Genomic DNA, 12,901 nt, shown 5'->3' on the forward strand with positions numbered 1-12,901 from the left:
TCAATCTTAAAATAAGTTGGGGTGAGGCGCCTAGAAAAGCGAGGCTTTATGGAACAATCAAATAAATGAAATTATTTATACACCAGTCCGATTTACTATAGAACCTTCTTTTATCAATCATTCGTATTGTTTGGCTCGCATTTCCTAGGGGATGGGTCGAGCCCCGGTCTCGACGCTCATCCTATTCCCTCAGGCGTCTCGCCAATAATACGACGTGATATGCATGTAATTTTACATTAAAATACTTTAAAAAAAGACCCTTTCGTATCATTGAATGAATCATCTCATGATAAGAAAACTTCGAGATATTTATGCCCCAGCCTGTTTTGTTAGATATATACCAATAGTGAAGGGTTTGTTATAATTTAGAAAATATAATAGAAGTATTAATGGGGTGTTGAGATGTTTCAATCGATTATTCATGGTTTATTGCTTGCACTAGGGTTGATATTGCCGTTAGGTGCACAAAATGTATTTGTCTTTAATCAAGGTGCGAATCATAAGCGTCTAAAAAAGACATTACCTGTCGTAATCACTGCAGGTCTATGTGATACGTTACTCATTTTGCTTGCTGTATTAGGGGTGTCGCTTGTTCTTGCGCAATATCCGTCCTTGCAACTTGCAATATACATAGTTGGTTTTATTTTTTTAATTTATATGGCTTGGTCACTATGGAATGAAAAACCACAAAGTGCTGAAGAACAACCACCTATGTCTGCGGCCAAACAAATTAGCTTTGCGCTATCGGTGTCATTGTTAAATCCACATGCAATTATGGACACGATTGGTGTAATCGGGACGAGTGCTGCAGTATATACAGGGGCAGAAAAAATAGCATTTACTCTTTCAACAATAGGCGTATCCTGGATTTGGTTTATCGGTCTTGCATGTGCAGGTAAACAAATTGGCAAGATGGATACATCAGGGCGCTTGATTGTAGTACTCAATAAAATCTCGAGTATCGTTATTCTCATTGTTGCTTGTATCATTTTAAAAAATATATTTTTTAAATAATCCTTTACTTATTTAATCATAAGGCGTATAGTTAACCTAACGTAATAAACACTCGTGAATTGAATTGCAGTATATTTCTATAGAATATCCTCTTTTTAAGCTTATGAATGTATTACAAATAAAAAGTGCAAAAGCACATGGAGGTATTCAATATGAATAACGGTACTGTAAAATGGTTTAACTCAGAAAAAGGTTTTGGATTTATTGAAAGAGAAAATGGCAATGATGTTTTCGTGCATTTCTCTGGTATAGCTGGAGAAGGCTATAAATCATTAGAAGAAGGCCAAAAAGTTGAATTCGATGTTATCGAAGGTCAACGTGGTGAACAAGCTACAAATGTTGTCATAATGTAAGGTTAAGACAATTGAATATATGGGAAAAAGTCTGGGACATCAATCCCCAAATAATAGCGTAGAGATGATTCAATCATGAATCATCTCTACGCTTTTCCTTTATCAATCATTCGTATTGTTTGGCTCGCGGATGGGTCGAGCCCCGGTCTCGACGCTCATCCTATTCCCTCAGGAATCTCGCCAACAATACGACGTGATATAAATGTAATTTTACATTAAAATCCTTTAAAAAAAGTCACTTTTGTATCATTTAATGAATCATCTAAATATAAGAAAACTTCGAGATATTTATGCCTCAGCCTGTTTTTTGTTAGACCTATCCAATAATGAGCGACTAGAGTGACTCAGTCATCATCGCTTCTTTTAACAGATCAATGACGCCACTTGAAGCACCTGGAAAAGCGAATATCATTTGATTGAGGTCTTGTGCTTGTAATTTTTGATTGATGATGAAGACAAGTATATTAATAAGGTCAGCAGCATCATCTGCATAAATTGCAGCACCTACTAAATGATTTGCTTCATCTAAAGCGATGGTCATTTGGGCATCGGTTTCATTTTTATATTCGAAGGCCATCCGCTGACCAAATGGAATATCAACGACACGATATTTGTCATTTTGAATAGCTTCTTCAATGCTGACACCAATATTTGCAAGTCTAGGTAATGTATAAAGTACAGAAGGAATTGCTGGATAAGTGATGGGTTGTTGGTCAGGATTGAGTATATGAGATGCGATATAGTTTGATTCAAATGTTGCGGTAGGTGTCAGTTTTGGGATCGTCTTATCCACCACATCTCCACTGGCATATATATGTGGTACAGAAGTACGCATATATTCATCTACTTGAATGCCTTTTTTGGAGTATACAATGCCGACTGTATCTAAGCCAATAGACGCTACATTAGGTATTCGACCAGTTGCATCTAATACATAATGTGTTTGAAGGTTAAGCCCAGATGCTGTAGTGACTGTGTAGGATTGTCCGTGTTGTGTTATAGATTGAGTAGATTCATTCATATGAAAATGAACACCTTCATTGGCTAATTTTTCGATGAGCTTTGTGACATGTTTATGATAAAAGCCTTTAACAGGTCGGTCGTTGTGATGAATCATATGCACTTCTGCACCTGATTTGATGGCTATTGAAGCAAATTCAATACTAATAATACCGATACCAAGAAAAGTGATATGTTTTGGCATATGTGCTAATGATAAAAAGTCACGGCTATCATGTGTTAATGCTTGTCCTTTGATGTCTAATTGATGACTACGTTGCCCCGTGGCAATAACAATGTGTGCACCATAATATAAGGTATGATCAACTTGAATTGTATGTTCATCGACGAGTTGACCAGAGCCGCGTATGATATCGATACCATTTTGTTCAAAAAGGTGCTGTAGATGACCCGCTAGAGGATCGATGACTCGGTGTTTATGTTGCATCAGTGTATCCCAATCGACTTTAAGGCGAGTTGTATTAATCATATTTGGATAATGTGATGCTTGTTCTAGAATTTCAAAGGGATATTCAAGCACAATTTTGGCATTGCATCCATAGTTCGTACACGTTCCAGCAATGCGATCTTTCTCAATCATTGCTACAGACTTACCTGCTTTACTTAGGGTGAGTGCAGCGTGCCAAGCAGCATGGCCACTTCCTAAAAATAATACGTCATATTGTTTCGTCATAAAAACATCATCCTTTAATCAGTATAGTGGATCCACTTTCACAGTCTTATCACTTTTAACTGATTTAAGAATAATGAATTTCACTGCGCTACTCAACTGATTGACTCAAAGCAAGATGTCAGCCATAGAGAAGAGGTCAGTGTGAAGGTTGACTTACGGTTAGTCTAACCGGTGTCTTGAGTTAATGGTATTCTTGTATGGATGTGAAAAAGTAATTGTGTCATATCTCGTATGATGAGACATGTCGAAAGTGTACGTATTGATTTTTATTGAAATGATAATCATTCTCATTTATAGTAATGATAGACAATTTCATAAGGATGGTTTTAATCATGAAAAAGATTTTAGTTTTAGCTTTAACGTTTCTGGTCTGCCTAGCAGCGTGTGGTACACAAAACAATGAATCAAAACAAAACGTATCAGATAAAGAGACGACGATATATACAGATGCCAAAAATGATAAAGTCGAAATCCCAAAAAATCCAAAGCGTATAGCGATGTTGAACTTTCATTATGTTGGTAACTTCATTAAATTAGATAAAAAACCGATACTCATCAACGAATTTGCTAAAGAAAGTGATGTTATTAAAAATGCAACACAAGGTATTGAAACAGTGGGTAATGATGATGTTGAGAAGGTGGCAAGTGCTAAGCCAGATTTAATTATTACGTATAGTTCTGACCCAAACTTCAAAAAGTATACAAAAATCGCACCCACTTTAGCACTTGATGTAGGCGGAGATATGGATTTTAAAGAAGCACTAAAAATTCAAGCGAAAATGGTCGGAAAAGAGGATAAAGCAAATCACATTATTCAAGAATGGGATAAGCAAATCGCCAAAGATAAAGCAGATTTAGGAGATAAGATTAAAGATAAAACAGCTACAATTTTAGAAGCGCAACCTAAATACAATGTCATATCAGGCAGAAATATGAGTCGGGGATCCGAAGTATTATACGATGCATATGGGCTAACCGTTCCGAAGAAAACACAAAGTATCATTGATGCACAAAAAGAGAATAGACAAGTACGCATTGGCAATGAGCGTATTCCAGAAATTGATGCAGATTATCTTGTGTTATTACCTGAAAACGCAGGACGATCAGTTGATGATACCTTTTCACAAAGCGTTTGGCGTAACCTAACTGCCTATCAAAATGGACATGTTTTAGAAATCAATGATGCCTCATTTAGTGACTGGCTCTCTATAGAAGCAGTACGTCAACAAATGAAATCTCAATTAATGCATATGTCATGATACTTAAATCATAGTTAATGATGACTTGCTTGATTAATGCAATCATATGTATTTTCAAAAGGAGTTTTTAAAATCTAGGTTTTGAGCAGACAAGATGATACAAGAGTGCCTCCTAAGCTATAAAAAATAATGTTTCTTTTTTTATAGATTATGGTACTATTTATGAAAGGGCTTACAAAAGAGGGGGAACTTTTTTCATGAAGGATGTTTCGCGTAAAGAGATGGTTATAGGTAGGACAAAGTTTATAGCGATGTCACTGTTAGGTGTTTTTTTATTTTTACTCCCTATACCCGTCAATGGTAAAACCACATTGCCTGTGGCTTGGCTTGCCAATCAAGCTAAGACATTATTAGGTGATGGTATACCTATCTTAATTATGCTGATTATTACAATATCAGGTGTTTTAACATTATTATGTAGTACGGTTTTTCGAAAGCAATTAAATCCAAAGCGTCAATTGTATCGAACGTTTGCTGTTACACCAATATGGATCGCTATTCGATTGCTTGCAGTCGTATTTGCATGGTGTATCTATCTTAAGATAGGTCCTGAGTTTATATATTCAGAAGACACAGGTGATTTAGTGTTTTATGGCTTGTTGACAACTCTAGTGACAGTATTTTTCTTTGCAGGTTTGTTTTTACCATTACTGATTTCATATGGATTGCTAGAGTTTTTCGGTCCTATATTCAGACCTATCATGCGGCCTTTATTCAAGTTGCCAGGGCGTTCGACAGTAATTAACCTTGCCTCATTTTTAGGAGATGGAACAATTGGTGTGATGATTGCGAGTGAGCAATACAATAGTGGTTATTATACGCGCAAAGAAGCAACGATTATTGCGACAATGTTCAGTGTTGTATCTATTACATTCGTCATCGTAATTGCAGAGACAATTGGATTATCGCATCACTTTTATTACTTTTATCTTACTGTGATTGTGTCTTGTTTAGTATGTGCGATTATAATGCCAAGAATATGGCCACTCAGTACGATTTCAGATGCTTTTAAAGATAATAAAATGAATGAGTCACTTAAAGAACAACAACTGGGTGACCGAAATGCGATTGTATATGGTTTTGAACAAGGGACTATTCAAGGGATTAAAGCGCCTGGTATATTCAAGTTTTTTAAAGAAGGGTTCAAAACTGTTGTCGACATGTGGTTTGTAGTATTGCCAGTTGTGATGACGATTGGGACATTAGCTACAATTATTGCAACTTACACACCGGTATTTAGAGTACTTGGTTTGCCATTTGTACCTATTTTTGAATTATTACAAATTCCTGATGCGAAAGCAGCTTCAGAAACGGTACTTATAGGTTTTGCGGATATGTTTTTACCGTCATTACTTATTGAAGGTGTATCAAGTGATTTAACACGTTTTGTTGTGGGTGCTTTAAGTGTGAGTCAGTTGATATATTTGTCTGAAGTAGGCGGTGTGATATTAGGTTCTAAAATACCTGTTAGCTTACCAAAGTTGTTTGCGATTTTCTTAATTCGTACCATTATTGCATTACCTATTATTGCGTTAATGGGTCATCTTTTATTTACATTTTAAAAGGAATAAAAAAATTTTTAGTGTATAAAACGACCCCATTTATTCAAGATTAATCAGATTGTATACTAATGCGCTTATAAATATTCAATTTTCATTATAAAATAAATTTCTAAAAATATTGCATAAGAAGTTGTTGCTTGATTTATTAATTTTATAAAATTATGCTAATAACAAAGAAAGTATGATCAGCATATCGACTGAATTTTTTATTTAAGAGATGATGCTTATTTAAAAGAAGGGGATGTGTTCATATGAGCAAAACAATCGAAATCATTGGCGCACCAACAACGTTTGGTCAAAAAAAATTAGGGGTTAATTTTGGACCAGACGCTATTCGCTATGCAGGTGCGGTTGAGCGTTTAAAACGCATCGGCCATGATGTCATTGATAGCGGTAATATACCAACACCAGAGGTCAACTTAGAGAAATTCTATGCACAACAAGAAGGTCTACAAAATTATGATGAAATCTTAACATTTTCAAATACACTTAAAGATAAGGTGTCTGAAAGTATTTCAAATAATCATTTTCCAGTGATTTTAGGTGGAGATCACTCGCTTGCGATTGGTTCAATATCTGGTGTGAGCGAGCATTACAAAGAGTTAGGTATCATTTGGTATGATGCCCATGGTGATCTGAATTTGCCTGAAGAATCACCATCGGGCAATGTTCATGGGATGCCTTTACGCATGTTAGCAGGTGAGGGTGATGAGCAACTCGTTAATTTAGGTGGATTTAGTCCAAAGGTTAAGCCTGAAAATATTGTGCTGATTGGGATGCGTGATTTAGATTATGGTGAAAGAGCGTATATTAAAAAACATAACCTTAAAACGTATACAATGGCAGATATTGATGAATTGGGCATTGGTCAAGTGATTAATGAAACTATTGCATACTTAAAGGATCGTACAGACGGCATTCATTTATCCTTTGACGTAGATGCATTAGATCCAGTTGAAATACCTGGAACGGGAACAAAAGTACCGGGCGGTTTGACGTATCGTGAAACCAATTATGCACTGGAGTTGCTTCAAAAATCAGGGTTAATTACGTCCTTAGACTTAGTTGAAGTAAACCCTCTATTAGATGAAGGTAATCGTACAGCAGAACAGGCTGTTACTATTTTAGGTTCTTTCTTTGGTGAGACATTATTATAATGTAAGTGAAGACACACTGGGACATCAATCCCAAAATAAATAGCGCTAAGATGCTTTTTAATAGAAATGCGTCTTAGTGCTTCTTTTTTATGGCTGTCTTTTAAATAAGTATGATGATTAAAATACTAATATGTTTCACGTTAAACAAAAGTTGACTCACTGTAAATGCAACCTTCAATGTGTAAGAAGTGTCAGCCTCTACATCTTTTGGTAATATTGCTATAATATATGACGAAATGAGTGAAAGTGAGGAGAAATCATGAATTTAGAATTACCATTAACCTTATCTTTGGTATTATTTCTCACGCTAGGTATTTTGAGTCAGTGGATTGCGAATTTACTGAAGTGGCCTGCAATCGTCGTGATGGCAATTGTTGGGTTACTCGTTGGTCCAATCTTTGGTTTAGTCAATCCTCAAGAGCACTTAGGTCATGATATATTCAGTACGATTGTCTCATTGGCTGTTGCCATTATTTTATTCGAAGGTAGTAGTAATCTAGACTTTAGAGAGCTAAAGGGCGTCTCTAAAGCATTGGTAAAAATATTGTCTATAGGGGCTGCTATTTCCTGGTTTTTGGGTATGCTTGGGTTGCACTATATTTTGTCTTTTCCGTTATCCATTTCAGCCGTACTAGCAGGCTTGTTTTTAATTTCCGGTCCAACTGTGATACAGCCTTTACTTAAGCAGACTAAAGTTAAAAATAATGTCGATACGATTTTAAGATGGGAGAGTATCATTCTTGATCCAATTGGTCCAATGGTCGCATTGGGGCTATATTTTATTATTTTTGTTATTAAGCAAGATTTTGGTTTTCAAGTGATTCTTGTGTTTTTAGTAGAATTGGTAGCTGCAGCACTGATTGGTATCTTAGTGGCATACGTATTCAAGTGGCTTGTTGAACAAAATCGCATCTCTCAAAATTTGATTGCACCGATTCAATTTGTATGCGTGCTACTTATTTTTAGTATTAGTGATTTTATCTTACCAGAATCAGGGTTATTAACTGTAACAGTATTTGGGTTATGTATAGCAATGTTTAAGCGTGGAGACTTTATATATAGTGAGCCGGATCATTTTATTGAGCATACATCAATGATTTTAGTGTCCACTGTCTTTATTTTGATTACGTCATCTTTAACGATGGATGTCTTAAAAGAAACATTCAATTGGTGGCTTATTTTATTTTGCTTTGTCATGATTGTATGTGTTAGACCTATTTCAATCTTTGTTGCAACACTTAACACAGAGATAGCGAGCAATGAGCGACGATTTTTAAGCGCTATTATGCCACGAGGGATTGTCGTGCTAACTGTGGCTGAGTTCTTTTCGACATTGTTAATTGATGCGAATGTCCCAAAAGCAGAGTATATTACATCGGTTACATTTGGCTTTGTCTTCATTACCGTTGTATTTTACGGCTTTAGTTTTAAAACGATCGCAAAACGCTTTAAGGTTTCGAGTAATGAGCCCTCTGGTGTTTTACTCGTCGGTGAAAGCGCCTTTTCGAATCATCTCGGGACAGTACTGAAACAACATCATATCCCGATTATGGTCTTTTTACAAAAACAGCGAGGTGTAACGCAAACAGAGGCATTAGGATTTGAAACATTTGAAGGTAATTTACTTGCACATCATGAACGTATTTATGCAGATTTGACACGATATGATTATAGTTTATTATTGACGTCGTCTTTGATGGTGAATGCTTATGCATTTACTGAGTTGACGAATGAATTCGGACTTAAAAATGTGTTTATGGTTGATAGCTCTAATCACCAAAAGAATATGAAGCACCGTGTCGGAAAGCAAATTTCAAATCATATCCTTTTTAAAGAAGGCGTTTCATACCAAGAATTGAATCAATATGTTAAAACAAAATGTATTACAGAAATAGATGCATCTGAACAATCCACCATTACAGATGATGATTTATTACTTTATTATATTGATGACAATAAAGAAATAGCGTTTCAAACGGTCAATCATGCATTATTGGGTAAGGAAACAGGTATTTATGGTGTCTTGAAACACTTTCATTCTACAATTTCATCATTAAAAAACGGGAATGAAGATCAATAAAGAATGTGCTAAAAGAATAGTTTAGGCACATATAAGGATATATCGAAAGGTGATAAGCGTTAATATGGAAAATCAAACAAATCATAATGAAGAATTAGAAAGAATTAACAAGGAAATTGAAGCGGAGTTACTGTCAGAAGATAAAAGCGAAACATTAAATGAAAAAAAGCAATTTCTCACAGCTAAATTTATAGTGACATTAATTATTGCGATTATGATGCTAGCAGGAGTAGTCAAGTTATTTTTCTAAATGAAGTTATGACTGTAGGGAGGTGTACACCACATCTCTTTAGAAATATAAAGCTAAAAAATTGTAATTGGAATCTATTCAGTTTAAGTTGATGATAAGAGAGATAGAGATGGAGGGATTTTGTATGACTCAAAAAGTTGTTATTATTGGTGCTTCTATTGCAGGTACCTTTGCCACTTCTGCATTAAGACGTAATGGTTTTGAGGGAGATATTACTTTAATCAGTGCTGAACAATCATTACCCTATGACAAACCACCACTCTCAAAAGAATGGATGCAAGAAAAAGAAAATGAAGCACCACCAAAGCTCAAAAAAGACCAATATTATGAAAACAAAAGAATTAATCTAGAGTTAGGAGTCACGATTAATCAAATTAATCCAAAAGAAAAAACAGTGACTTCAGAAGATGGACGTGTATACCCATATGATAAGCTCGTACTTGCAACAGGAATGTCTCCAAGAAAGCTACCACATTTGAATAGCGATTTAGACGGTGTCTTGTATTTAAGAACTTTTGAAGATGCATTAGCATTAAAGCGACAAGCACAAAAAGCAAAATCAGCAGTCATTGTTGGTGGAGGCTTTGTAGGTTTAGAAATTGCAGCTTCATTAAGAGAATATGGCGTTGATGTCACTGTAGTCCTCCGTGGAGATATACCACTCAAAAAAGTAGTAGGTCAAGAAGTCGGACGTTATATCAAAAAGCTTCATGAGTCCAAAGGTGTTACATTTATCACGCATGATGAGATTGAAGCAGTCAAAGGTGATCAGCAAATAGAACAAGTTGTGACAAAAGAGGGGCGTACGCTTGCGACAGATTTATTGCTAATAGGTATTGGTGCAACATTTAATGATGCGATACGTCATCAAGATCTCAAAACGAACAAAGGTTATATTGTGAATGAATATGGAGAGACGTCATTACCGGATGTTTATGCAGCGGGAGACGCAACGCTATGGCCATTCCGAGGTGAATTAATCCAAGTCGAACATTGGGAAAATGCATTTAATCAAGGAAAATCAATTGCACAGAACATTATGAACCCTAGATCAAATGCATATGATGTCATCCCTTATTTTTGGTCTGATCAATATGATGAAAACTTTGAATATCTAGGTCATGCTAAAACTTGGAAAGATGTGAAAGTTGAAGGTGAGATGGCAACAGGCCAGTTTGCAGCAACCTATTATGACGATCACAATCAACCTATTGCAGTGTTTTGGTCAAATGGTTATAAAAAGCGTGATGACGTCGAAGCTTTATTAAAATCATAAATTTTTCATGAAGCTTGGATACAGTAACGCTTTAAGAGAACGCTACAGCTGCACAAATGTTGGTGAATCATCTTGTGCAGCTATGAGGTTCTACTCGAAGTCAAAGCGCAAACCCAACAACCTTGATGAACGGTGTTTCGCATGCAGAGTTTTCGGCATAACTTCGCAATTCTTCAAAATTTGAGGAACAATTTTTTGAATTACTCGAGTTATGCTCAAACTCAAACCGCATGCTCAACAACCTTGTGATAGACGGTGTTTCGATTGCTGACTTCTCAACAGAACTACACATTTTCACAAAATTTGAGGAACAATTTTGTTCACTGCTAGGTTCTGCTCGAAGTCAAAGCGCAATCTCAACAACCTTGTTAAGGGAGTGGGGTTGTTTTGTTTTTGATTGTTTTTTGTTTAGTTAATTTTTTGGCTATTTGTGGTGCATATTGAAAGAGGGCGACGCCGATGATGGCGGAGATTAAAATGAAAATCCCACTAAATGTCTTGATTTGTGCACTTGCAAAGGCGGCTATAATGATAGAAAATTCCCCGCGCTGTGTGAATGAAAATCCTGCGCGTATGGCGGGCTGAGGCCTCAAACCATATTGCTTGCCCCCGACATAACCAACAATCAGTTTGGCGAAGATGGACCACACAATGAGTACACATAATGTTTCCCACATTGGAATCCCATTAGTCAGTTGAATAGTCATTCCAAAATTAATAAAGAATACAGGCATTAATAAATCTCTTAAGTTTCGAACCGTTTGTTGGAGCGCAGAAGGTTTTTGAGTTTCTGCCAACATGATGCCTGCCAAAAAAGCGCCAAATACTTCAGATAAACCGAGATACAAAGCAAGCCCCGCATAGCTCAGCCCAATACTCACAATAAACAGTATAAAAAAGTCCTCGCTAGTATACTTTTCAATAAATTGGTTCAATCTTTTGAATACAAAATGCCCCAAAAGAATAGCCCCTATTAATAAAGCGATAATTTTAAGTAGTACAATAGAAAGATTGCCTATTGATATTGCATTACTCAAATACATACTTGCAATAATTGCGACCAGAATAGGTGATACGATATCTTCAAAAATGAGTAAACCCAATAAAAAATTAGAATCTTTTGTTGTCATTCGCTTATTTTTTTCTAATAATTTCACGGTGATAGATGAGCTTGTAGCATAAACAATCCCGCCTAATAATAAAGCAGTAGGAAGCGGTTGATGCATAAGTAACAACAAGCCAACAGTCACAAAAAACGAAAGCCCTAAATCTAACAGTCCGGGCTTATAGATACGAATCGCCATTGTTTTAAGTTGACGAATCGGAAACTCCATTCCTAGCATAAAAAACATTAAAACAATGCCCACTTCAGCAGCGAATTCAATAAGAGGTGTTCCATGAATAAATAATCCGAGTGTAATCCCTATAAGTAAAAAAATAATCACATCGGGTACATTGAAATGATTAGCAATATACCCACCGATAAATAGCAAAAGGAGTAACAATCCACTTATTAATAGAATAGGAAAATCAAAGATAGCCATTTTTACATCCTACTTGGCTTGCACACTGCCTCAAATTCAGAAAGTGCATCATTATAACCAATAACGAGCAGCGTATCACCCTCTAGTATTTTTTCGGAACCATTTGGTTTAGGAATCACTTGAGATCCTCTACTTATTCCAACAATATGAACCCCATCAGGAACTCTTTTTTCTGCTTGAGCCACATCAACATCTCTTAAAGGAGATGCTTTCCCCACCTTAATCCAGTCAACTAACATTTCTTTACGTAATAATGAGAACCGTTCAAATTCTTGTTTTTCAATCGTGTCATGATTCATATCCATCAGTTTTAAAGCGACATCCATCGCTTCACTTGAGTTCAATTTGAGATTAGCGATAACATCTTCGTCTTGATCAGTGATATAAATTTCACGTTTTCCGTTGTAGTGCAAGATGATATGAATCATTTCGTCGTTTGAAGTCGTCATTGAATATTTAGTTCCCACTCCAGGTATCATTTGCGATTCCATTAATTAAAAACCTCCTTTAAATAACAAAATAAAACGGCTTTCCGCTATTGATAGTTTCATTATAGAGTCAACCCTATTTATGGTCAATTGAGTCGGATTACGCGAAATAAATGAAATTCACAATTGAATTGACAACACTTATAAAAATACATTTTTATGTTTTAAAATAAAATCGAAGTAAACTGCTTACTATTTTAATAAATTATATTGACTAATACGCAA

At 35.8% G+C, this 12,901-nt stretch carries 11 protein-coding genes; 8 read left to right on the plus strand and 3 right to left on the minus strand.

The genetic code is table 11. The annotated features are described in order from the left end of the window. Positions 1 to 402 precede the first annotated feature (402 nt). Positions 403 to 1,014 carry a LysE/ArgO family amino acid transporter gene (locus C7J90_RS03585; RefSeq protein ID WP_103208705.1) on the plus strand — a complete coding sequence of 204 codons (612 nt, stop codon included), beginning with the start codon at positions 403 to 405 and terminating at the stop codon, positions 1,012 to 1,014. A gap of 152 nt (positions 1,015 to 1,166) precedes the next feature. Next, complete coding sequence (locus C7J90_RS03590; protein ID WP_103208704.1) at positions 1,167 to 1,367, plus strand: cold-shock protein; 201 nt, start codon at positions 1,167 to 1,169, stop codon at positions 1,365 to 1,367. 334 nt (positions 1,368 to 1,701) lie between these two features. Here the strand turns inward: C7J90_RS03590 and C7J90_RS03595 are convergent, their stop codons facing one another. Next, entirely contained in the window at positions 1,702 to 3,060 is a 1,359-nt protein-coding gene (locus tag C7J90_RS03595; protein WP_103208702.1) for a dihydrolipoyl dehydrogenase family protein, read from the minus strand. A gap of 332 nt (positions 3,061 to 3,392) precedes the next feature. Between C7J90_RS03595 and C7J90_RS03600 the strand changes: the two genes are divergently transcribed. From C7J90_RS03600 to C7J90_RS03625, 6 genes are all read left to right on the plus strand, one after another. After that, positions 3,393 to 4,319: an ABC transporter substrate-binding protein gene (locus C7J90_RS03600; protein ID WP_158701895.1), complete on the plus strand. Its 927-nt coding sequence runs from the start codon at positions 3,393 to 3,395 to the stop codon at positions 4,317 to 4,319. 197 nt (positions 4,320 to 4,516) lie between these two features. Further along, positions 4,517 to 5,881: a YjiH family protein gene (locus C7J90_RS03605; protein ID WP_103208698.1), complete on the plus strand. Its 1,365-nt coding sequence runs from the start codon at positions 4,517 to 4,519 to the stop codon at positions 5,879 to 5,881. A gap of 251 nt (positions 5,882 to 6,132) precedes the next feature. Further along, positions 6,133 to 7,038: an arginase gene (gene rocF, locus C7J90_RS03610; RefSeq protein WP_103208696.1), complete on the plus strand. Its 906-nt coding sequence runs from the start codon at positions 6,133 to 6,135 to the stop codon at positions 7,036 to 7,038. 259 nt (positions 7,039 to 7,297) lie between these two features. After that, on the plus strand, positions 7,298 to 9,118 hold the full coding sequence (locus tag C7J90_RS03615; protein ID WP_103208694.1) for a cation:proton antiporter: 1,821 nt from the start codon (positions 7,298 to 7,300) through the stop codon (positions 9,116 to 9,118). Positions 9,119 to 9,182: 64 nt separating this feature from the next. Continuing rightward, positions 9,183 to 9,368: a hypothetical protein gene (locus C7J90_RS03620; protein ID WP_103208693.1), complete on the plus strand. Its 186-nt coding sequence runs from the start codon at positions 9,183 to 9,185 to the stop codon at positions 9,366 to 9,368. Between the two features lie 124 nt (positions 9,369 to 9,492). After that, positions 9,493 to 10,644: an NAD(P)/FAD-dependent oxidoreductase gene (locus C7J90_RS03625; protein WP_158701896.1), complete on the plus strand. Its 1,152-nt coding sequence runs from the start codon at positions 9,493 to 9,495 to the stop codon at positions 10,642 to 10,644. 368 nt (positions 10,645 to 11,012) lie between these two features. On the opposite strand, the gene C7J90_RS03630 is transcribed toward C7J90_RS03625, so the two are convergent. Beyond that, the gene (locus tag C7J90_RS03630) at positions 11,013 to 12,188 is read right to left on the minus strand and encodes a cation:proton antiporter (protein ID WP_103208689.1); all 1,176 of its coding nucleotides are present in this window, start codon (positions 12,186 to 12,188) and stop codon (positions 11,013 to 11,015) included. Between the two features lie 2 nt (positions 12,189 to 12,190). Beyond that, positions 12,191 to 12,679 (minus strand): cation:proton antiporter regulatory subunit, encoded by a 489-nt coding sequence (locus C7J90_RS03635; RefSeq protein ID WP_103208688.1) that lies wholly within the window; start codon positions 12,677 to 12,679, stop codon positions 12,191 to 12,193. Positions 12,680 to 12,901 lie beyond the last annotated feature (222 nt).

This window comes from Staphylococcus felis (genome assembly GCF_003012915.1).
GTDB classification, from domain to species: domain Bacteria; phylum Bacillota; class Bacilli; order Staphylococcales; family Staphylococcaceae; genus Staphylococcus; species Staphylococcus felis.

Excerpts from the sequence above, each read along its gene's own strand:
- C7J90_RS03585 (WP_103208705.1), top strand. The coding sequence starts at position 403 with ATGTTTCAATCGATTATTCATGGTTTATTGCTTGCACTAGGGTTGATA.
- C7J90_RS03590 (WP_103208704.1), top strand. The coding sequence starts at position 1,167 with ATGAATAACGGTACTGTAAAATGGTTTAACTCAGAAAAAGGTTTTGGA.
- C7J90_RS03595 (WP_103208702.1), bottom strand. The coding sequence starts at position 3,060 with ATGACGAAACAATATGACGTATTATTTTTAGGAAGTGGCCATGCTGCT.
- C7J90_RS03600 (WP_158701895.1), top strand. The coding sequence starts at position 3,393 with ATGAAAAAGATTTTAGTTTTAGCTTTAACGTTTCTGGTCTGCCTAGCA.
- C7J90_RS03605 (WP_103208698.1), top strand. The coding sequence starts at position 4,517 with ATGAAGGATGTTTCGCGTAAAGAGATGGTTATAGGTAGGACAAAGTTT.
- rocF (WP_103208696.1), top strand. The coding sequence starts at position 6,133 with ATGAGCAAAACAATCGAAATCATTGGCGCACCAACAACGTTTGGTCAA.
- C7J90_RS03615 (WP_103208694.1), top strand. The coding sequence starts at position 7,298 with ATGAATTTAGAATTACCATTAACCTTATCTTTGGTATTATTTCTCACG.
- C7J90_RS03620 (WP_103208693.1), top strand. The coding sequence starts at position 9,183 with ATGGAAAATCAAACAAATCATAATGAAGAATTAGAAAGAATTAACAAG.
- C7J90_RS03625 (WP_158701896.1), top strand. The coding sequence starts at position 9,493 with ATGACTCAAAAAGTTGTTATTATTGGTGCTTCTATTGCAGGTACCTTT.
- C7J90_RS03630 (WP_103208689.1), bottom strand. The coding sequence starts at position 12,188 with ATGGCTATCTTTGATTTTCCTATTCTATTAATAAGTGGATTGTTACTC.
- C7J90_RS03635 (WP_103208688.1), bottom strand. The coding sequence starts at position 12,679 with ATGGAATCGCAAATGATACCTGGAGTGGGAACTAAATATTCAATGACG.